Genomic DNA, 20682 nt, shown 5'->3' with positions numbered 1-20682 from the left:
CGCCTAGGACGAAGCTGATGCACCGGTACCGGTCCCACACCTGCGGCGAGCTGCGCGCCACCGACGTCGACACCGACGTCCGCCTGTCCGGCTGGCTGCACAACCGCCGCGATCTGGGCGGCATCCTCTTCGTGGACCTGCGCGACCACTACGGCTTCACCCAGCTCGTGGTGCACCCCGGCTCCCCGGTCTACGACCGGCTCAGCGGCCAGTCCAAGGAGTCCGTGCTGCGGGTCGACGGCCGTGTGCTGGCCCGCTCGGCGGAGAACGTCAACCCCGAGCTGCCCACCGGCGAGATCGAGGTCGAGGTGACCTCCCTGGAGGTGCTCGGCGCCGCCGACCCGCTGCCGTTCCCGGTCTTCCCCGAGGACAACGCCAACGAGGAGATGCGGCTCACCAACCGCTTCCTCGACCTGCGCCGCCAGCGCATGCACCGCAACCTGATGCTGCGCACCCAGGTGATCTCCTTCCTGCGCCGCGAGATGACCGCGCTCGGCTTCAACGAGATGGCCACGCCCATCCTGTCGGCCACCTCGCCCGAGGGCGCCCGTGACTTCCTGGTGCCCTCCCGGGTGCACGCCGGGAAGTTCTACGCGCTGCCGCAGGCGCCGCAGCAGTTCAAGCAGCTGCTGATGATCTCCGGCTTCGACCGCTACTTCCAGATCGCGCCCTGCTTCCGCGACGAGGACTCCCGCGCGGACCGCTCGCCCGGCGAGTTCTACCAGCTCGACGTCGAGATGAGCTTCGTGGAGCAGGAGGACGTGTTCGGCGTCATCGAGAAGGTGATGACCGACCTGTTCACCGAGCTGGGCGGCGGCCGCACCGTCACCTCGCCCTTCCCGCGCATCCCGTTCCGCGAGTCGATGCTCAAGTACGGCAACGACAAGCCCGACCTGCGCACCTCGCTCGAACTCGTCGACGTCTCCGGCATCTTCGCCGACTCCGACTTCAAGGCGTTCGCCGGCAAGCACGTCCGCGCGCTGGCCGTGCCCGACACCGCCGAGCAGCCGCGGAAGTTCTTCGACTCCCTCGGCGAGTACGCGGTCTCGCTCGGCGCGCAGGGCCTGGCGTGGGTGCGGGTCGGCGACGCGAACAAGCTCACCGGGCCGATCGCGAAGTTCCTCACCGAGGACGACACCGCCGCGCTGCTCGCCGCGGTCGGCGCGAAGCCGGGCACCGCGATCTTCTTCGGCGCCGGGCAGTTCGACGAGGTCTCGAAGATCATGGGCCCGGTGCGGGTCGAAGCGGCCCGCCGCGCCGGGCAGTTCGACGAGAACGTCTTCCGCTTCTGCTGGATCGTGGACTTCCCGATGTTCGAGCGCAACGAGGACACCGGGGCGATCGAGTTCTCGCACAACCCGTTCTCCATGCCGCAGGGCGGCCTGGAGGCGCTGCGCACCAAGGACCCGCTGGACATCCTCGCCTGGCAGTACGACATCGTCTGCAACGGCATCGAGCTGTCCTCCGGCGCGATCCGGAACCACGAACCCGACGTGATGTACGCGGCGTTCGAGATCGCCGGGTACTCCCGGGAGACGGTGGAGGCGGAGTTCGGCGGGATGCTGCGGGCGTTCCACTACGGCGCGCCCCCGCACGGCGGGATCGCGCCCGGCGTCGACCGCATGGTCATGCTGCTCGCGGACGAGCCGAACATCCGGGAGACCATCGCCTTCCCGCTCAACCAGAACGCGCAGGACCTGCTGATGGGGGCGCCGTCCGAGGTGCCCGACACCCGCCTGCGCGAGCTGCACCTCCAACTGCGCAAGCCGCAGCAGCACAAGAGCTGACAGACGCTCCTCAAAAGGGGCTCGGGGAACTGCCGGCGCGGTTCCCCGGGCCCCTTTTGGGCGCCCTTCCCGCGTGAGGCAACCCTTCGAGGGGGCATGCGTGTTGGAGGGGTGTGGAGAGGAAACACCTTGAGCGAACCCGGGTTCGAGGAGTGGGTGGCGGCGAGGGGCCCTCGGCTCCTCCGGGTCGCCTGGCTGCTCACGGGCGACGCCCACCTCGCGGAGGACCTGCTCCAGACGGTGCTCGCCCGCACCTGGCCGAAGTGGCACCGCATCGCGGGCGAGAACCCGGAGGCGTACGTCCGCAAGGCGCTGGTGCACACGCACGCGTCGTGGTGGCGGCGCAGATGGCGGGGCGAGGTGCCGCACGGCGAGCTGCCGGAGCGCGCGGCGGACGGCGACCCGTACGAGAGCGTGGAGTTGGAACAGGCGCTGGGCCTGGCGGTGCGGGCGCTGCCCGTACGGCAGCGGGCCGTGGTCGTGCTCAGGTACTTCGAGGACCTGACGGTGACGGAGACCGCCGAGGCGCTGGGCTGCTCGGAGGGCACCGTCAAGAGCCAGGCGTCCAAGGCGCTGCGCTCACTGCGCGCGCGCCTGCCGTCCGCGGTGTCCGTACGGGGTGGGGGAGTGGGCGGCGATGACCGATGAGGAACGCGAACTGAGCGCCCTGCTGGAGCGGGTGGTGCCGCAACTACCGGCGCCCGTCCAGCGGTTGGAGGGGGTACGGGAGCGGATGCGGCGGCGCGGGAGGCGCCGGGCGGCGGTCGGCGCGTCGGCAGTCGCGGTGGCCGTGGTCGCGGCGGCCGGGCTGCTGCTGCCGTCACCGGGGGGCGGCGCCGCCCGTCCGGCGGCGTCCGGGCAGCGCGCCCAGGCCGCCGGCCCGGGGACCGCGGGCGCCCGGGCGACCGCCGGCCGCGCCACGGCGGCCGCGCCCGGCCCGACCGGCACCACGCTGGCCCCGCCGCCGGGCGACCGGGTGTACGCCTACGGCGACCTGGCCGGGCTGCGGCTGACGATGCCCGCGAACTGGTACACCCTCAAGGCCGGCACGCTGTCCGAGTACGCCGCCACCCAGCCGCTCGCCGTGCCGACGAGCGGCTGCGACCACGCCCGCGACGACTTCTGCACACCCCTGGTGCGGAGATTGGACCGCGGCGGCACGCTGCTCCAGTTCCGCCTGAAGCACGACGCGGTCGCGCTGGACGAGATCCGCCGGACCGACCACGTCGTCCAGGCGGCGCCGGTGGTGACCGCGTGCCGCACCGTCGGCGGGACCACCGAACTCACCACCACGCTGCCCGGGCCCCAGGGCTCCGACGTGGTGGTCACCCTGACCGCGTGTCTGGCGGCACCGAGCGCCGCGCAGCTGACCGAGACCCGCGACGTACTGACGTCGGCCGACCTCGCATGAGGCGGCCGCCGAGGAAAGGCCGAGACCCGATCATGTCCGTCCCCCGCAAGGACGCTTCCCGCAAGGCCGGTGCCCGCGAGGCCGCTGCCCGCAGGACCGCCCGCCGTACCGGGCCCGACCGCGGGCGGGCCGTGCTGGCCGCCGTGGCCCTCGGCGCGGCCGGCGCCCTGCTCGCCGGGTGCGCCCCCGCGAGCGGCACCGGGGCGCGGCCGTCCCGGCTGGCGGAGCAGGGCGCGGTCGCGTCCCCCGTGGGCGCCGCGGCCGGGCGGGACGCGCCGCGCACCGTGCCGACGACGCCCGCCCCGACGACCCCCGCCCCGGCCACGCTGCCCGGGGTCGGCCCGAAGACCCTCGCCGAGGTCCCGGCGGACGCCCGGCAGGTGGTGCTCGTCACCGGCGACGGCCACGACAAGTCGACGTCCAAGGTGCGGCTCTTCGAGCGCGACCCGGACGCCGGCTGGACCGCGGCCGGCCCGGTCTGGTCCGCGCACAACGCGCTGCACGGCTGGAGCACCGACCACCAGGCGGGCGACCTGCGCTCGCCGATCGGCGTGTTCACCCTCACCGACGCCGGCGGCCGCCTCGCCGACCCCGGCACCCGGTTCCCCTACGACCACGAACGGTCCGGCTTCAGCTCGCCGGGCACCGGCTTCGACGGCGAGTCGCTCGCGGACGCCTTCGACTACGTGATCGCCATCAACTACAACCGCGAGCCCGGCACCAGCCCGCTGGACTGGACCCGCCCGCTCGGCAGCTCCCGCGGCGGCGGCATCTGGCTGCACGTCGACCACGGCGGCCCCACCCACGGCTGCGTCTCGCTGCCGGAGTCGGTGATGAAGACCCTGCTGCGCACCCTGGACCCCGCGCAGCACCCGGTGGTGGTGATGGGCGACGCGAAGGCGCTGTCCGCCTGAGCGGTGCAGTGAAAAGGCCCGCGGGCACCCCTGGCGACAGGGTGTCCGCGGGCCCTTGGGCGTTCGCCGGACCGCGCTACGCGGCCGCGTCCGGGTCACCGCCGAAGCGCTCGGTGTACCCGGCCAGGTCCTCGTCGGTGATCTTCGCGAAGAGCACCGGCGGCACGGTGAACGGGGTGCCGGCCGGCAGCGTCGTCAGGGCGCCCGCCTGCTCGGGGGTGACCCAGCTCGCGGTGTCGTCCGGCAGGTCGAATGCGGCGCGCATGGCCCGGGCCGATGCGGGGATGAAGGGCTCGGAGACGACCGCGTAGAGGTGGATGAGGTTCATCGCGGTGCGCAGGGTGAGCGCCGCGCCCTCCGGCGAGGTCTTGATCTCCAGCCAGGGCGCCTTCTCCTCCAGGTAGGAGTTGCCCGCGCTCCACAGCGCCCGCAGCGACTGGGCGGCCTTGCGGAACTGGAGGGTCTCCATGTGGCCTTCGTACTCGGCCAGCAGCGTGGTGATCTGCTCGCCGAGCTTCGCCTCCGCCGCGCCCGGGGCGCCGCCCTCCGGCACCGCGTCGCCGAACCGCTTGCGGGAGAAGGACAGCACCCGGTTGACGAAGTTGCCGAGGGTGTCGGCGAGGTCCTTGTTCACCGAGGAGGTGAACAGCTCCCAGGTGAAGGAGGTGTCGTCGGACTCCGGCGCGTTGGCCATCAGGAAGTAGCGCCAGTAGTCGGCCGGCAGGATCTCCAGCGCGGCGTCGGTGAAGATGCCGCGGCGCTGCGAGGTGGAGAACTTGCCGCCGTAGTAGTTGAGCCAGTTGAACGCCTTGACGTAGTCCACGCGCTTCCACGGCTCGCGGGTGCCCAGCTGGGTGGCCGGGAACATCACGGTGTGGAAGGGGACGTTGTCCTTGGCCATGAACTCGGTGTAGCGCACCGGGTTGTCGCCGCCGTCCGCGTCGTACCACCACGAGCGCCAGTCGCGGGTCTCGCCCTCGCCCGCGGCGTCGGCCCACTCCTTGGTGGAACCGATGTACTCGATGGGTGCGTCGAACCAGACGTAGAAGACCTTGCCCTCCGCCGCCAGCTCCGGCCAGGTGTCGGCGGGCACAGGGACCCCCCACTCGAGGTCGCGCGTGATCGAGCGGTCCTGGAGCCCTTCGGTGAGCCACTTGCGGGCGATCGAGGACGCCAGGGTCGGCCACTCCCCGCTGCTGGCGTCGATCCACGCCTCGACCTCACCGGCCAGCTTGGACTGGAGGAGGAAGAGGTGCTGGGTGTCGCGGACCTCCAGGGCGCTGCTCCCGCTGATCGCCGAGCGCGGTTCGATCAGGTCGGTCGGGTCGAGCACGCGGGTGCAGTTCTCGCACTGGTCGCCGCGCGCCTTGTCGTAGCCGCAGTGCGGGCAGGTGCCGACGATGTAGCGGTCGGGCAGGAAGCGGCCGTCGTCCAGCGAGTAGACCTGGCGGACGGTGCGTTCCTCGATGAACCCGTTCTCGTTGAGAGTGCGGGCGAAGCGCTGGGTGATGTCGCGGTTCTGCGCGGAGGAGCTGCGGCCGAAGTGGTCGAAGGACAGCTCGAAGCCGTCGTAGATGGCCTTCTGCGCGTCGTGCGCCTGGGCGCAGAAGACGTCGACGGGCAGTCCGGCTTCCTTGGCGGCGAGTTCGGCGGGGGTGCCGTGCTCGTCGGTGGCGCAGATGTACAGCACCTCGTGGCCGCGGTCGCGCAGGTACCTCGCGTACACGTCCGCCGGGAGCATGGACCCCACCATGTTGCCCAGGTGCTTGATCCCGTTGATATAGGGCAGGGCTGAGGTGATGAGGTGACGAGCCATTGCAGGCTGCTCCCAATTCGTTGCGTGGAGTGAGTTGTTCGGCTACGGAACGTCAATAGCGTATCTGACCCGAACAGGTGGTTACCGACTGTAGGCAAGCTGGTGTTCTGGGCCGGTGGCTTGGCCCAGAACATGACTGTAAGTAAGCGCACGTGCACTTGCACGTGCACATGCACGTGACTTGCCCACGAGTTATGATTCGAGTACCAGACGAGGTACAGGTGTAGGAGTCGCTGATGCGCCGGACGCACAACGGAATGGCTGCGGAGGATCTCTCGGAAGCGGTCTGGCAGAAGAGTCGGCACAGCAATGCCAATGGGACCTGCGTGGAGTTCGCCGCTCTGCCGGACGGCGAGGTGGCGGTGCGCAACTCCCGCTTCCCTGACGGGCCGGCGCTGATCTACACCCGGGCCGAGATCGAATCCATGATCATCGGCGTGAAGGCCGGGGAGTTCGACCACTTGATGCCGTAGCGGAAGCCGGTTGACGCCCTGGCGGAAGCCGGGCCGAGCTGCTATCGGCCCCGACCTCCGCCGCCGGACGGCTGCTTCACCGCATGTTCACTGCATGCGGCTGCCGGGCACGAGGAACAGCGCCCAGACCACCTTTCCCGCACCGCCGAGCGGATGCCAGCCCCAGCTCTCGCTGAAGGACTCCACCAGGTGCAGTCCGCGGCCGGTCTCCGCCACGTAGTCCGGGTCCTTCGCGATCGGCGCGACCCCGCTGGGGTCGCGCACCGCGCACACCACCCGGGAACTCCAGCGCACCAGGCTCAGCTGCACCGGCGCACCGGGGGTGCCCAGCGGCACCGCGTACCGCAGCGCGTTGGTGACCAGCTCCGAGGCGACCAGTTCCATCGAGTCCCGCAGCAGCGGCATGTCCCAGTGCTTGAGGGTGGCGCGGGCGAAGCCCCGCGCCTCGCGCACGGACTCGGGGGCAGCCGAGAGCCCGCAGCTGGCCCCGTCGCCGGCGGCGAGTCGCTCGGGCGCGAGTACGCCTTGCCATAACGGTTCCAGCACAGCTGCTGCCTCTGCCCTCATGCGAGCCCCCGAGGTATCTGCACGGACACCATGCTCATGGATCAGCACCCGGCGATGCAAGGGCGTCTGCACGTGCATCTGCAAGGAATTTATGCACGTGACGATGGAGAGTGACGGGATGGGTACTGCCCGCAGCACATAAGTGGCAGACTGCTGATGAGCTAAGGGCGGAGCGTGACCTATGAGCGCAGGGCAGCCGGGAGGCGGGTCCATCGTGCGACGAATGCTGCTCGGGGCGCAGTTGCGACGGCTGCGGGAGTCCCAGGGCATCACCCGGGAGGACGCGGGCTACTCGATCCGCGCCTCCGAGTCGAAGATCAGCCGGATGGAACTGGGACGGGTCAGTTTCAAGGAGCGGGACGTCGCCGACCTGCTGACCATGTACGGAGTGACCGAGGAGGCCGAGCGGTTGGCGATGCTGGGGCTGGTCCGGGAGGCCAACGCGGCCGGCTGGTGGCACGGGTACGGCGAGGTGATGCCGACCTGGTTCCAGACCTACGTCGGACTCGAGGAGTCGGCGGCGCTGATCCGCACCTTCGAGGTGCAGTTCGTGCACGGGCTGCTCCAGACCGAGGACTACATCAGGTCCGTGATCCGCGTCGGCTACCCCGGCGCGGCCGAGTCCTGGGTGGAAAGACGAGTCGGCCTACGCCTGGAACGGCAGAAGCTCCTCGTGTCGGAGCGGGCACCCCACTTCGTATGCGTGATGGACGAGGGCGCGCTGCGCCGGTCGTTCGGCGGTCCGAAGGTCATGCGGGATCAGGTCGGCCACATCCTCGAAGCGGCGGAGGCGTCCAACGTCGACGTGCGTATCCTGCCGTTCGCGTCCGGCGGGCACGCGGCGGGCGGCGGCGCCTTCACGCTGCTGAGCTTCCCCGAGTCCGACCTGCCCGACCTGGTCTACCTGGAGCAGCTCACCGGCGCGCTCTACGTCGACAAGCACGACGAGGTCGTGGAGTACACCAAGGCGATGGACGCGCTGGACCGGATCGCGCTGGACCCGGCCCGATCGGTGGACTGGCTGCGCGCGTTCCAGCGCGAGGTGTGACGGCCCGAGGGCCCTCCCCGCGCGGTGAGTTGACACAGCGTCACCGTGCGGGGGACGGACCCGCGCGAACCGCCCCCTTCCGACACCCCGGCACGTACAGTGGCAAAGCCGGGGGGCACTGTCGGGCCGCCGCGTGACGCGGGGCCCGCCGAACCGAGGGTGTGGGGATGGGCGTTCGTGGGCACGGGCCCGGGCGGAGCCGAAAACGCTGGGCCGTCGCGATCGCGGTGGCCTTCGTGCTGCTGGTCGTCGGCGGCGCCGGTGCGATCTACCTCAAGCTCGACGCGAACATCTCCACCTTCGACGCCGCCGGGCTGAGCAAGGACCGGCCCGGGGCCGAACAGGCCGACGCCGACGGCGACACCGCGCAGAACATCCTGCTGATCGGGTCCGACACCCGCGCCGGCGGCAACTCCGCGCTCGGCGGGAAGGGCAGCTCCGGCGACATCGGCCGCTCGGACACCACGATCCTGCTGCACGTCTACCCCGACCATCAGCACGCGGTGGGCGTCTCCATTCCGCGCGACTCCCTGGTGGACATCCCGCCCTGCCTGCTGCCGAACGGCACCTGGACGGCGGAGCAGCCCAGCGCCATGTTCAACTCGGCCTTCTCGGTGGGCGACACCGCCGCCGGCAACCCCGCGTGCACCCAGAACACCGTGGAGAAACTCACCGGGATGCGGGTGGACCACACCGTCGTGGTCGACTTCGAGGGCTTCGCGGCGATGACCTCGGCGGTGCACGGCGTCGACGTCTGCGTGCCGGACGACATCTACTCCGGCGACCTCAACCCCGGCCTCGGGTACCGGGGGAAGCTGGTCCTGCACAAGGGGATGCGGAAACTGTCCGGCCGGGACGCGCTGGACTACGTACGGATGCGGCACGGCATCGGGGACGGGTCCGACGTCGGGCGGATGCTGCGCCAGCAGGCGTTCCTGTCCGCGCTGATCGCCAAGGTCAAGGGCGAGGGGATGAACCCGGCGACGCTGCTGCCGCTGGCGAACGCCGCGACCAAGTCGCTCACCGTCGATCCCGGGCTCGGCACCGCCGCCAAGCTGATGTCCTTCGGGCTGTCGCTCAAGCACGTCGACCTGAAGAACATCCAGTTCGTCACCGCGCCCTGGCGGTACGCGGGGGCGCGGATAGACCTCGTCCACCCGGACGTGGACGAGCTGTTCGCGGCACTGCGGGCGAACCGTACGCTCGACGGCACGCACACCTCCGGGCAGACCGCCCCGACGACGGCCCCGGCGCCGGCCCCCGCGGTCGACGGATCCGGCATCGCGGTCGCGGTCTACAACGGCACCACCACGAACGGACTGGCCGCCAGCGCGTCGGCCGAACTGGCGAAGTCCCACTTCACCGTGACCGGTACGGCCACCGCCCGCGCCCAGGACCACGCCACCACCCTCATCCAGTACGGCGCCGCCCACACCGTCCAGGCGCAATCCCTCAGCCGGCTCTTCCCCGGAGCCCGGTTGGAGCCGCTCGGCATCAGCGGGATCAACCTCGTCGTCGGCGCCGACTTCGCCAGGACCGCGACGGCGACCGCGACCCCGGCACCGGCGGCACCGGCCGCGCCCCCGACCGCCCCCAACCGCACCGCCGCCACCGACCCCTGCGCCCACCTCTCCTACGGCTGAACCCCCGCCCGGCTGATCCCTGGCGCCCGCCGTCGGCAGGCGCCAGGGGTGCTCGGTCAGTCGGCGATGCGGGCCTCGGCGGTGAGGCGGTCGATGCGGCCGCTGACGAGCAGCTCGCCGGGGACCGCGTTGCGGGCGCCGAACTCGGCGGCGCGGTCGGGGCCCATGTAGCGCCCGCCGATGCGGGTGCCCCAGTTCTGGAGGGCCATCAGGTCCTCCGAGAGTTCGGCGGTGCACTCGAAGAGGGCGAAGGAGTAGGGCGGTTCCTGGTCGTCGACGCAGAGCGCGAAGTGCGGGTCGCGCCGCAGGGCGCGGCCCTTGAGCGAGTCGCGCCCGGTCATGAAGACCACGCGGATGTCGGCCGGGTCGGTGTCGTCGAGCACGAACCACACGGGGGTGACGTGCGGCCGTCCGTTCCTGCGCTGGACGGCGAGCTTTCCGGTGCGAGTGCCGGTCGTGGCGAACTCGCGCCACTCCGCCTCGGTCATGTGCGCCATGGCGGCAGGGTAACGCCGCGGGGCCGCCCGGGCCGGTCAGCTCGCCGTTGTCGCGGCGGAGCCGCTGCCGCGGACCTCGAGGCCGGCCAGCAGGTCGGCGGTGGCCGCGGTGATCGCGGCGACCGCGGTGTCGAAGACCTCCTGGTTGTGCGCCGCGGGGGCGCGGAACCCGGAGACCTTCCGTACGTACTGGAGGGCGGCGGCGCGGATGTCCTCGTCGTGCACCTCGGGGGCCATCGGCGGACGCAGGGTCTTGATGCTTCTGCACATGCCTCCAGTGTGCCGCGCGGGTACGACACCGGGGCGGTGGTGCCGGCCGCCGCGGCCGGCCTGCCGCACGCCGGGCCGGGCCGGTACGCTCGCGGGCGTAGAGATCGGATCTCTACGCCCGCGACGCGCGTCCGAGGAGCCGTACATGCTGCGATACCAGCTCACCCACCCGACGATTCTTGCGGCGCTGGCCTCGGCCGGGCACGGCTCGCGGGTGCTCGTCAGCGACGGCCACTACCCGCACACCACCGGCGCCCACCCGGCCGCCGCGCGCGTCTACCTCAACCTCGCGCCGGACCGGATGCTTGTCACCGAGGTGCTCGCCGCGCTCGCGGACGCGGCGCCGTTCGAGGCCGCCACCGTGATGACCCCGCCGCCCGGGCAGCCCGAACCGGAGGTCTTCGCCGAGTTCCGCGCCGCCCTGCCCGGTGTGCCGCTCGACGGCCTCGATCGGCACGCCTTCTACGACGCCGCCCGCGGCCCCGACACCGCCCTGGTGATCGCCACCGGCGACCGCCGCACCTACGCCAACCTGCTCCTGACGATCGGCGTGCGCGGAGACTGATCTGCCGCCCAGGCCCGCCCGGCTACCGCGCCGGGGGCAGGTAGGCGCGGAAGGCGCGGGCGCCGCGCGGGGTCGGCAGCGGCACCGACCGCCAGGCGCGGGCGAAGGCCGGCGGGCGCCCGCCGCCGGTGACCAGGTAGGCGACCGGCTGCTGCCGGGTGCGGGCCAGTAGCCCGGCCGTGTCGATACTGCGGTCCGGCCCGTCCAACTGGCGTGAGGTGCAGCCGGTGTAGAAGGAGATCGGCACCGCGGAGACGCCGCTGAGCGTGCAGGGCGCGGTGACGCCGTGCGCGTGCAGCCCGTCCGCGACGGCGCGGTACTCCTGCGTGGTGCGGTGGTTGTTGCGGGTCGCGGTGTGCAGCACACCGCCCTGGATGGCGAGATGGCCGCACAGCCCGACGGCGACTACCGCGACCGCCACCGGCCGCAGCCTCAACCGGCTTCCTTCCGCGGCGAGTTCGGCCCGGGTGACCGCCCACCACAGGAACTCCGCCACCGGCAGCGCCAGCAGCGCGTACGTCGGCAGCAGGAACCGCGGCGCCGCGTACGAGATCGTGAACAGGTACGGCAGCGCCATCGACACCGCGGTCAGCCCGGCGAGCCACACCGCCGAGCGCCGCAGCCGGGGCACCACCGCCGCGCCGCCCACCGCCAGGAACGGCAGCGCGAACCACCACAGCGACGTGTCCTTGTGCCGCCACTGCACCGTGCAGGGGCGGCACAGCGCCCGGCCGCTCAGCGACCTGACCTGGTCGTCCACCGCGAAGTGCAGCCCCATCCCGCCCTCGACCGCGCTGGAGCTGTGCAGCCGCTCGGACAGCCCGCCGTAGCGGACGTACGCCTCGACCACCCACTCCGCGCAGCCCAGCACCACCCCCGCGACGAGCACCGCCAGCACCGCCGGCCGCCGCCACCGCGGCACCGCCAGCGCCACCGCGGCCAGCGGCAGTGCCAGCCAGCCCGCGTCCGGCGGGCGCATCAGCCCGACCACGGTCACGCCCGCGGCCAGCCCGACCAGCGCGGCCCGGTCGCGGGGGTCGCGCACGGCCCGCACGAAGCAGCCCACCGCGGCGAGCGCGCCGAACGCGCTCCACAGATTCGGCATCACCTGCGGCCCGTAGAACAGGGTGATCCACAGCCCGGCGAACAGGGCCCCGGCCAGGGCGAGCACCCGCTCGGGCAGCACCCGCCGCCACAGGTGCAGCGCGACGTACAGGCCGATGCCGGACAGCGCCGCCATCCACAGCCGCAGCGCGAGAGGGGAGTCGGTGAAGTGGGCGACCGGCGCGGCCAGGAAGGAGATGCCGCGGGCCCGCGGGGCGCTGAAGGTGGCGGCCGGAATCCGGCCGCTGACCTGGCTGGTGTAGACCGTCTCGTCCCAGCCGAGCCCGGAACCCGGCAGCACCAGGAGCAGTTGCGCGGCGACGTACACCGCGCAGACCGTCGCGATCCACCGGCTCCACCCGGCTGTCGGGCGCGGCGCCGGCGAGCGGGGCGCGGTGCCCGGCGAGCGTGCCGTGTCCGGCGCCTGCGGCGGTTCCCGGCGTGCGGCGCGGAGCGGTTCGGGCATCGGCGACCTTTCCAGCGGCGGGCGTGGCGCGGAACCCCCGGATTTGCGAGCGTAAGTGTGCAGAACGCCGAAACCGCAGTTGAACGCGCGTGTGCACAGAAAGAGCCGCCACCTGGACGGAAGGTTGCGTGCCGATATCCATCCGTGACCCGCGCCGCCCGCGGCGGAGTTCCGGCCCGGCGGGCGGGCGCGCAGGTCAGCGGGCCGAGGGCAGCCGGATGCGGAAGGTGGCGCCCTTGCCGGGCGCGGTGTCGAGTTCGACGGTGCCGCGATGGGCGGCGACCAGCGCGGCGGCGATGGCGAGGCCGAGCCCGGCGCCGCCGCCGGTGGCGCGGGAGCGGGAGGCGTCCACCCGGTAGAAGCGCTCGAAGACGCGGGCGGCCTGCTCGCGGGTCAGCCCAGGACCGGCGTCGGCGACCTCCAGGACGCCGTGGCCGTCCGCGGCGCCGACGCCGATGCGGACCGGGGTGCCCGGCGGGGTGTGGGCGACGGCGTTGCCGACGAGGTTCGCCACGACCTGGCGCAGCCGCGCCTCGTCGCCCAGCACCGGCGCCGGGCCGGGCGCGGTGTCCGCGCCGCCGGGTCCGGTGAGGGCGACCTGCCGGGTCGGGTCGAGCGCGGTGGTGTCGTGCAGCGCGTCCACCGCGAGGGTGCGCAGGTCCATCGGCGCGAGCTGGAGCGGCCGCTGCTCGTCCATCCGCACCAGCGTGAGCAGGTCCTCCACCAGCCCACCGAGGCGTACGGCCTCGCTCTCGATCCGGGCCATGGTCCGCTTCACGTCGGCGTCGTCGGCGAGCGCGCCCATCCGGTACAGCTCGGCGAAGCCGCGGATGCCGGCCAGCGGGGTGCGCAGTTCGTGGCTGGCGTCGGCGACGAAGCGGCGCATCTGCTGCTCGGACGCGGCGCGGGCGGCGAACGCGGACTCGATCTGCGCGAGCATGCCGTTGAGCGCGGACGACAGCCGCCCGACCTCGGTGCCCGGCGACGCGACCGGCATCCGGTGTGACAGCGGGCGGCCCGCAGCGATCTCGGCCGCGGTCGCCTCGATCCGCTTCAGGGGCCGCAGCCCGGCCCGCACCGCGAACCAGCCCGCGATGCCGAGCAGCGCCACCACGACCCCGCCGATCAGCAGGAAGGCGGTGCTGAGCCGGCTGGTGGTGGAGGCGACGTCGTCGAGGGAGGAGGCCACTACGACCCCGGCGGGCGTGTCGCTGCCGCCTGCGGCGGCGACCGGCACGATCAGCACCCGCCAGCTGCCGCCGCCGTGGTCGCTGCGGACGTCGAAGGGGTGGTCGTAGCGGGCGCTGAGCCGGGCGGCGTTCATCGTGGGCCACAGCGGCTGGGGGTCGCCTGCGGCGACCGGTTGCCGGATCTGCTGGACCACGCGGCCGTCGGCGGTGGCGAAGGCGACGACGAACTGGCTGGGGAGCCAGGGGCGGTTGGCGTCGGTGCTGCCGGTGGTGCCGTCGGTGGTGCCGGTGCTGCTGTCGGCGGCGGCCGACCCGGTGCCGGTGCCTGTACCCGTGCCGGAGCCTGTACCCGCGCCCGTGCTCGACTCCGTGCTGCCGTAGCCGGGGGCGCCGCGGCCGCCGGTGCCCGGGGCCGGGTAGCGCTGCGGCGGCACCCCCTCCGAGCCGAGGCGCCGCGCGAGGGGCCGGCCGTAGCGCTCGAGCTGCTGGTCCACCCGTTGCAGCAACTGCCCGCGCACCGAACCGAGCACGACCGTGTCGCTTACCGTCAGGCCCAGCAGCACCAGCACCAGTGCGAGCAGCACCAGCCGGGAGCGCAGCGGCACCGCCGCCCAGCGCAGTCCCGCCGCCCGGCGGGCCCATCCCGTCCCCGGCGATCCCATGCCCGGGCGGCCCGTTCAGCCCTTGGCCGGCGCGGGGCGGCGCAGCACGTAGCCGACGCCCCGCACCGTGTGGATCAGCTTCGGCCCGCCGCCCGCCGCCGCGTCCACCTTGCGCCGCACGTAGGAGATGTACGACTCCACGATGCTCAGGTCGCCGCCGAAGTCGTACGCCCACACGTGGTCGAGGATCTGCGGCTTGGACACCACCCGGTCGGCGTTGGCCATCAGGTAGGCGAGCAGCTTGAACTCGGTGGGGGACAGCGAGATCGGGCGGCCGCCGCGCAGCACCTGGTGGCCGACCGGGTCGAGTTCGAGGTCGCCCGCGACCAGCCGCCCGTCGTCGGTGGGGCCGCCGGTGCGGCGCAGTATCGCCCTGATCCGGGCGATCAGCTCCTCCAGGCTGAACGGCTTGGTGACGTAGTCGTCGCCGCCCGCGGTCAACCCGCTGATCTTGTCGTCGACGCCGTCCTTCGCGGTGAGGAAGAGCACCGGCAGCCGGTCGGGGCCGCCGGCCCGCGGGAGCGGCCCGCTCTCCTCGCGCAGCCGCCGGACCACGGTGAAGCCGTCCATGTCCGGCAGCATCACGTCGAGGACCACCAGGTCGGGCCGTTCGCGCGTGACGGCGGCGAGCGCGTCGGCGCCGGTCGCCGCGGAGGCCACCTTGAAGCCGACGAACCGCAGGGACGCGGAGAGCAGTTCCCTGATGTTCGGTTCGTCGTCCACGACCAGCAGGCTGGCCTCGGGTGCCTCCATGGGAATCCTCCCGGCCCGGTGGGGATACGACGCAGCACGGTACGGGCCGATGCTGTGAGCCGTGCGGGCGGTGTCGGTGCGGGCGCTGCCGTGTCTAGTTGCCGCTTCCGGTGCCGCTTCCGGTGCCGGTGCCGGTGCCGCCGGCGTTGCCGCCGCCGAATCCCCCGAAGCCGCCGAAACCGCCGAAGCCGCTGGTGCTGCCGCCCTCGGTGACGGTGGTCGCGGTCACGTCGCCGTTGCTGCCGGTGGTGCCGAGGACGGTCACGCTCTGCCCCGCCTTGAGGTCGGAGACCTTCCCGTCCTTGGTCTCGCTGACCTTGGTGGAGTCGCCGGTGGTGACCTTCACGACGTTGCCCTGGGCGTCGGTGACGTAGAGGGTCTTGCCGTCCACGAGCTTGACCGTGCCGACCGTCACGTTCGCGCCCGCGCCGGTGCCGCCGCCCGCGGTCGTGCCGGTGCCCGCGGTGCCGCCGAAGCGGTTGCCGGTGCCGCCGGTGGCCCCGGTGCGGCCGCTCGCGGCGGTGCCGCCGCCCGCTGCCGTGAAGCCGGAACGCCCGGCCCCGGTACCGCCGTTGAGATGGTGCTTCTCCACGACGGCGCCGACGGAGAACGCGGCCGCGGCCACGATGCACGCGGACAGCGTGAGGGTCAGCCACGGCAGTTTGCGGCGCGGCGGGGCGGCCAGCTCGGCGGAGACGTCGCGGGCGTCCGGCGGCGAGGCGAGGATCTCCTCCGGGCTCTCGCCGGTGCCCCCGGCGTCCGGCCCGGCAGCGGTCGCGGCTCCCGTCCCCGCTGCCGGGTCCGCGCCGGCCGGGTCGCCCGCCGGGTACGGGCTCTCCATGATCTCGATCCCCCCGGTGGCCTCGGCGTTCGCCTTGACCAGCCCGGTGCGGCGTCGCGCCATCTCGGCCCCTCTTCCTGATCCGGTGTTCCGGTCGTCTTTCCTGGTGGACATCACTCGTGCCGCAGGGCCTCGATGGGCCGCAGGCCCGCCGCCCGGTTGGCCGGGTAGCTGCCGAAGAACAGCCCGATGGCCACCGCGATCGCGAAGGCGCCCCACACCGACTCGGGGATGACCACGGGTTTGATGCCCACGATGGTGAACCGCGAGCCGATCAGCCCGCCGAGCACCCCGAGCCCGCCGCCGATCAGCGACAGCAGCGTGGACTCGGCGAGGAACTGCCCGAGGATGACGCCCTTGGGCGCCCCGATCGCCTTGCGGATACCGATCTCCCGGGTCCGCTCGGTGACGGTGACCAGCATGATGTTGGTGATGCCGATCCCGCCGACCAGCAGCGAGATCGCCGCGACCGCGCCGAGCAGCACCGTGAACGTCTTGTTGGTGTCGGACTGGGTGCTCAGCAGCGACGCCTGGGTGCTGACCCGGAAGTCGAGCGCGTTGGCGTCGGTGATGCCGTGCGTGCCCATCAGGATGGTGGTGATCTCGTTCTGCGCGGGCGTGGTCGCGTCGGCGGACTTCGCCTCGACCAGGATCTGGCTGATCGCCCCGAAGCCGGTGAAGGCGTTCTGCACGGTCGGCAGCGGCGCGATCACCGTGTCGTCCGGGTCCTGGAAGCCGGTGCCGCCCTTGGTGGCCAGCTCGCCGACCACCGTGAACGGGGTGCCGCCGATGACCAGCTTCTTGCCGATCGGGGAGGCGGTGCCGAACAGGTCCGTGGCGGTGGTGGAGCCGATCACGGCCACCTTGCGGGAGTTGAGCACATCGTCGGCGCTGAAGTAGTCGCCCTTGTCGACCTTGCTGTTGGACGCCTCGAAGTAGGCCGGGTAGGTGCCCACGACCTGGCCGACGGTGTGCGAGGTGCCGTCGTAGACCGCGGACTGCGAGGTGGTGACCTCCGGGGCCACGGACTCGATGTCGGGTGCGTCGGCGGTGTTCGCCAGCGCCCGCGCGTCGTCCACGCTCAGCGGCTTGGTGCTGGTCGCGCCGGAGCCCGAGGAGCTGAAGCCGCCGCCGGAGCTGACGGTCAGGGCGTTGGTGCCGAGCTTCTCGATGGAGTCCTTGACCGACTGCGAGGAGCCGTTGCCGACCGCGAGCAGGATGATGACCGCGGCCACACCGATCAGCACGCCGAGCATCGTCAGCGCGGAGCGCACCTTGTTCGCGGCGAGCCCGCCGACGGCGAACCGCAGGATCTCGAACGGGTTCACCGGGCCGCACCCCCGCTCAGCGCGTGCGGGGCCAGGGCGGCGAACCGCGCCGGATCGCGCAGCGCCGGCGGCGGACCGTCCACCGCCGCCTGCCGTACGTCGTCCACGATCTGGCCGTCCACCAGCCGGATCACCCGCTTCGCGTGCCGGGCCACCTCGTCCTCGTGGGTGATCAGCACGACGGTGCGGCCGGAGGCGTTGAGCCGGTCGATGATGGCGAGCACATCCTCGGTGCTGTGGCTGTCCAGGTTGCCGGTCGGCTCGTCGGCGAGCAGCATCGCCGGTGCCGTGACCAGGGCGCGGGCCACGGCCACGCGCTGCTGCTGGCCGCCGGACAGTTCGTTGGGGCGGTGGTCGACCCGGTCGGCGAGGCCCACCAGGGACAGCGCGGCCAGCGCCCGGCGGCGCCGCTCGGCGGCCTTCACCCCGGCGTAGGCCAGCGGGAGTTCGACCTGAGCGAGCGCGGGGGTGCGCGGCACCAGGTTGAACGACTGGAAGACGAAGCCGATCTTGCGGTTGCGGACCAGCGAGAGCTGGTGCTCGTCCAGGCCGCCGACGTCGATGCCGTCCAGCAGGTAGCGGCCGGAGGTCGGCACGTCGAGGCAGCCGAGGATGTTCATCAGGGTGGACTTGCCGGAGCCGGAGCTGCCCATCACCGCGACCATGTCGCCCTGTTCGACGAGCAGGTCCACGCCGGGGGAGTGGCCGGTGTCCGGGTCGGCGGGACCGCCGAGCGCGCGGACGGCGGCGTCGCCGTGGCCGTACGTCTTCAGCAGCGCGCGGACGTCGATGACCGGGGCCGGGCCCCAGGGGCCGTCACCGTCCGGGTGGTCGCTGCCCGGGTGGTCGCTGTCGGGGCCGGGGCCGGCCTCCGCGCGGCGCGGCCCGGACACCGCTCGGGCCAGGGAGCCGAGCCGCCTGCCCAGGGCCGGGCTCATCCGCGGCCACCTCCGCCGCTGAAGCTGCCGGTGCGGAAGCCGCCGCCGGTACCGCCGCCGGCGGCACCGAACCGGTTGGCGCCGCCGCCGGCGCCGGTTCCGCCGGGGAACGCGCCGCTGGGGAAGCCGCCGTTGCCCGAGGAGGCGACCTGCGGGATCTGCACCTGCTGGCCTTCCTTCAGGCCGCTGGTGATCTGGTCGGTGGAGTCGCCCTCGACACCCACCGTCACCTGGGTGCGGGTGGTGGAGCCGTCGGAGTTGACCACCAGGACCGTGCGGTTGGCGCCGGTGCCGGAGACCGCCGCGGTCGGCACGCTCAGCGCGTTCGTCGCCTGGCCGGTGGTCACCTGGATGCTGGCGCTCAGGCCGGTGCGCAGGTCGGAGGTGTCGCTGGTGATGGTGAGCGTCGCCGCGTACTGCACCGCGCTGCCGCTGGAACCGGAGCCGCCGGAGCTGGAGCCGCTGCTGACCGGCAGCGAACTGATCGACAGCACCTTGGCGTCGAGCACGGTGCCGGACTCGGCGTTGAGCGTCACCGTCGCGGCCTGGCCGGCCTTGATCTTCAGGGAGTCGGCCTCGGAGAAGTCCGCCTTCACCTGCATGCCCGAGGGGTTGGTGAGGACCACGAAGCCGGTCGGCGTGGAGCCCGAGGAACTGGACGTCGAGCTGGACGAGCTGGACCCGGAGGAACCCGAGCCCGACGAGCCGGAGCCCGTACCGCTGCCGGAACTGCCGCTGACGGTGTCGCCCTTCGCACCGTCCACCGAGGCGACGGTGCCGCTGACGCTGGCCTTCAGCACGCAGCCGTCCACCGCGCGCTGCGCGGCGTCCACGGCGTTCTGCGCCTCGGTCACCTGCGCCTGGGCGGAGGCGAGTTGGGCGGCGTCGACGGTCGGAGTGACGGTCGGGGTCACCGTGGTGCCGCGGCTGCTGCCCGAACCGGACGAGCCCGTACCGGAGTTCGAGGTGTCCGTGGTGCTCTCGCCGGCCTCGACCTTCGTCAGGTTCGCCTGGGCCGCGGTCAGCGACGCCTCGTCCTGCTGGAGGGTCTCCTTCGCTGAGGTCGGGTCGACCTTCGCCAGCACCTGGCCCTTCTTCACCTTGTCGCCCGGCTTGACGTCGACCTCGGTGAGGGTGCCGCCGGTGGTGAAGTCCAGCCCCGCGTCGCTGGGGGAGGAGAGCGTGCCGGAGCCGGAAACGGTGGCCGACACCGTGGCCGTGGTCACGGTCGCGGTCCGCGCGCCGGACGACCCGGAGGAGTTGCCGCTGCCGTCGTCGTGCACCGCCGCGTAGGCGCCACCGGCGCCCGCGAGGACCACCACGCCGAGCACCGAGTTGATCAGGACGGCCCTGCGCCGCCGTGGGAGCACCTTCATGGCGCGCATCTTGGACGCGGACGCCATTGAACTCCTGGGAGATTCCTGAGAGTTCGCTGGGAAGACGGGAGCCTGCACCCGCCCCCGGGGCGGCGGTAAAACGGATGTACGGCCACCTAAGGTACGAAAACGCGGCCGCCCGCCGCCTGCCGCGCCCCGCCGCTCACCGGGAACTCACAGCCCGATCCCCGACAGTCCCCACCTGTATGCGGTTCGGTTCCCTCGTGCGCGCGCGGGAGCCGAGTGCGTACGCCGGCCGGACAGTTGGCGCCGGACGGCAACGTGCCGCGACACCCGGCCGCCGGACCCCGGTCCGGTGCCGGCCGGGTCGCGGCCTTCCCCGAGGAGAGCTGCGGACATGAACGGGACCACCATCCGGTCGCCCCAGGCGCGCATCGCGGTGCGGGCCGGGGCATTCGTCGCCGTACTCGCCTCGGGCGCCCTGGCGCTCACCGCGTGCTCCTCCGGCGGCTCCTCGTCCTCGGCCGCCACGAACGCGGCCAGTGCGTCCGCGTCCGGCGGCGCCGGCGGGCAGGACATGAACGCCTACCGGCAATGCCTGGCGCAGCACGGCGTCAACCTGCCCACCTTCAACCGCCCTTCCGGCGGTGCCCGCCCCAGCGGCCGTCCCTCCGGCGCCGGCCGGCCCTCCGGATCGGCCCGCCCGAGCGGCGGGTACGGCGGCGGCTTCGGGGGCTTCGGCGGCGGGATCGGCGGCGCCTCGCCCGACGCGGCCACCCAGAAGGCGCTCAAGGCGTGCGCCTCCAAGGCACCCTCCGGCCGCGGCGGCCCGAACGGCACCAACAGCGCCGACGCCAGCGCGATCCAGGCGTTCACCAGCTGCCTCAAGGACCACGGCGTCACCCTCCCCACGGCCTCCGCCGGCACGGGCGGCGGCGGCTTCGGCGCCCTCCGCAACCTCGACACCGCCGACCCCAAGACCGCGAAGGCCTACACCACCTGCAAGCCCCTCCTCCCCCAGCGCCCCACCTCCACCGCATCCCCCTCCACCACCTGACCCATCGGCGCCCCC

General features: G+C 72.9%; 20 protein-coding genes. 9 read left to right on the top strand and 11 right to left on the bottom strand.

What is annotated here, in order from left to right:
- Positions 1 to 17 precede the first annotated feature (17 nt).
- The 4 genes from aspS (at position 18) to AC3EVP_RS25860 (ending at position 4112) form a co-directional block, all read left to right on the top strand.
- Positions 18 to 1787, top strand: a complete 1770-nt coding sequence (gene aspS, locus AC3EVP_RS25875; protein ID WP_435133636.1) for an aspartate--tRNA ligase — start codon at positions 18 to 20, stop codon at positions 1785 to 1787.
- Positions 1788 to 1883: 96 nt separating this feature from the next.
- Positions 1884 to 2435 (top strand): SigE family RNA polymerase sigma factor, encoded by a 552-nt coding sequence (locus AC3EVP_RS25870; protein ID WP_435133633.1) that lies wholly within the window; start codon positions 1884 to 1886, stop codon positions 2433 to 2435.
- Positions 2425 to 3198, top strand: a complete 774-nt coding sequence (locus AC3EVP_RS25865; RefSeq protein ID WP_435133631.1) for a hypothetical protein — start codon at positions 2425 to 2427, stop codon at positions 3196 to 3198. Before AC3EVP_RS25870 ends, AC3EVP_RS25865 begins: the two co-directional genes overlap by 11 nt.
- A 32-nt stretch (positions 3199 to 3230) precedes the next feature.
- On the top strand, positions 3231 to 4112 hold the full coding sequence (locus AC3EVP_RS25860; protein WP_435133628.1) for a L,D-transpeptidase family protein: 882 nt from the start codon (positions 3231 to 3233) through the stop codon (positions 4110 to 4112).
- 76 nt (positions 4113 to 4188) lie between these two features.
- On the opposite strand, the gene metG is transcribed toward AC3EVP_RS25860, so the two are convergent.
- Positions 4189 to 5928 carry a methionine--tRNA ligase gene (gene metG, locus AC3EVP_RS25855; protein WP_435133625.1) on the bottom strand — a complete coding sequence of 580 codons (1740 nt, stop codon included), beginning with the start codon at positions 5926 to 5928 and terminating at the stop codon, positions 4189 to 4191.
- Between the two features lie 236 nt (positions 5929 to 6164).
- On the opposite strand from metG, the gene AC3EVP_RS25850 reads away from it, so the two are divergent.
- A complete protein-coding gene (locus AC3EVP_RS25850) occupies positions 6165 to 6401 on the top strand; it encodes a DUF397 domain-containing protein (RefSeq protein WP_202234921.1) in 237 nt (78 codons plus the stop codon).
- Positions 6402 to 6488: 87 nt separating this feature from the next.
- On the opposite strand, the gene AC3EVP_RS25845 is transcribed toward AC3EVP_RS25850, so the two are convergent.
- Positions 6489 to 6947 (bottom strand): ATP-binding protein, encoded by a 459-nt coding sequence (locus AC3EVP_RS25845; protein ID WP_335972026.1) that lies wholly within the window; start codon positions 6945 to 6947, stop codon positions 6489 to 6491.
- A gap of 202 nt (positions 6948 to 7149) precedes the next feature.
- On the opposite strand from AC3EVP_RS25845, the gene AC3EVP_RS25840 reads away from it, so the two are divergent.
- Positions 7150 to 8016, top strand: a complete 867-nt coding sequence (locus tag AC3EVP_RS25840; protein WP_335972028.1) for a helix-turn-helix domain-containing protein — start codon at positions 7150 to 7152, stop codon at positions 8014 to 8016.
- Between the two features lie 167 nt (positions 8017 to 8183).
- Positions 8184 to 9659, top strand: a complete 1476-nt coding sequence (locus tag AC3EVP_RS25835; RefSeq protein ID WP_435133621.1) for an LCP family protein — start codon at positions 8184 to 8186, stop codon at positions 9657 to 9659.
- A gap of 56 nt (positions 9660 to 9715) precedes the next feature.
- Here the strand turns inward: AC3EVP_RS25835 and AC3EVP_RS25830 are convergent, their stop codons facing one another.
- On the bottom strand, positions 9716 to 10156 hold the full coding sequence (locus AC3EVP_RS25830; protein ID WP_435133618.1) for a PPOX class F420-dependent oxidoreductase: 441 nt from the start codon (positions 10154 to 10156) through the stop codon (positions 9716 to 9718).
- A 36-nt stretch (positions 10157 to 10192) separates the two neighbouring features.
- Entirely contained in the window at positions 10193 to 10426 is a 234-nt protein-coding gene (locus AC3EVP_RS25825) for a DUF2277 domain-containing protein (protein ID WP_435133615.1), read from the bottom strand.
- A 145-nt stretch (positions 10427 to 10571) separates the two neighbouring features.
- On the opposite strand from AC3EVP_RS25825, the gene AC3EVP_RS25820 reads away from it, so the two are divergent.
- Positions 10572 to 10991 carry an RbsD/FucU domain-containing protein gene (locus tag AC3EVP_RS25820; protein ID WP_335972036.1) on the top strand — a complete coding sequence of 140 codons (420 nt, stop codon included), beginning with the start codon at positions 10572 to 10574 and terminating at the stop codon, positions 10989 to 10991.
- 22 nt (positions 10992 to 11013) lie between these two features.
- Here AC3EVP_RS25820 and AC3EVP_RS25815 read toward each other — a convergent pair whose 3' ends face one another.
- The 7 genes from AC3EVP_RS25815 to AC3EVP_RS25785 all read right to left on the bottom strand — a co-directional run bounded on the left by AC3EVP_RS25815 (position 11014) and on the right by AC3EVP_RS25785 (position 19649).
- Positions 11014 to 12561: a hypothetical protein gene (locus AC3EVP_RS25815; protein ID WP_435133612.1), complete on the bottom strand. Its 1548-nt coding sequence runs from the start codon at positions 12559 to 12561 to the stop codon at positions 11014 to 11016.
- Positions 12562 to 12757: 196 nt separating this feature from the next.
- Positions 12758 to 14413, bottom strand: a complete 1656-nt coding sequence (locus tag AC3EVP_RS25810; protein WP_435133609.1) for a sensor histidine kinase — start codon at positions 14411 to 14413, stop codon at positions 12758 to 12760.
- Between the two features lie 15 nt (positions 14414 to 14428).
- Positions 14429 to 15166 (bottom strand): response regulator transcription factor, encoded by a 738-nt coding sequence (locus AC3EVP_RS25805; protein ID WP_335972041.1) that lies wholly within the window; start codon positions 15164 to 15166, stop codon positions 14429 to 14431.
- 94 nt (positions 15167 to 15260) lie between these two features.
- On the bottom strand, positions 15261 to 16070 hold the full coding sequence (locus tag AC3EVP_RS25800; protein ID WP_435133606.1) for a hypothetical protein: 810 nt from the start codon (positions 16068 to 16070) through the stop codon (positions 15261 to 15263).
- Between the two features lie 50 nt (positions 16071 to 16120).
- The gene (locus AC3EVP_RS25795) at positions 16121 to 17335 is read right to left on the bottom strand and encodes an ABC transporter permease (protein ID WP_335972044.1); all 1215 of its coding nucleotides are present in this window, start codon (positions 17333 to 17335) and stop codon (positions 16121 to 16123) included.
- Positions 17332 to 18273 carry an ABC transporter ATP-binding protein gene (locus tag AC3EVP_RS25790; protein ID WP_435133604.1) on the bottom strand — a complete coding sequence of 314 codons (942 nt, stop codon included), beginning with the start codon at positions 18271 to 18273 and terminating at the stop codon, positions 17332 to 17334. Before AC3EVP_RS25790 ends, AC3EVP_RS25795 begins: the two co-directional genes overlap by 4 nt.
- A complete protein-coding gene (locus AC3EVP_RS25785) occupies positions 18270 to 19649 on the bottom strand; it encodes an efflux RND transporter periplasmic adaptor subunit (RefSeq protein ID WP_435133601.1) in 1380 nt (459 codons plus the stop codon). Before AC3EVP_RS25785 ends, AC3EVP_RS25790 begins: the two co-directional genes overlap by 4 nt.
- Positions 19650 to 20007: 358 nt before the next feature.
- Here AC3EVP_RS25785 and AC3EVP_RS25780 point away from each other — a divergent pair, with 358 nt between their 5' ends.
- Positions 20008 to 20667, top strand: a complete 660-nt coding sequence (locus tag AC3EVP_RS25780) for a hypothetical protein (protein WP_335972047.1) — start codon at positions 20008 to 20010, stop codon at positions 20665 to 20667.
- Positions 20668 to 20682: the final 15 nt, after the last annotated feature.

This window comes from Actinacidiphila sp. bgisy144, from assembly GCF_057708105.1.
Note: the sequence above shows the minus strand (reverse complement) of the source record. Positions and strands in the feature narration are given on the sequence as shown.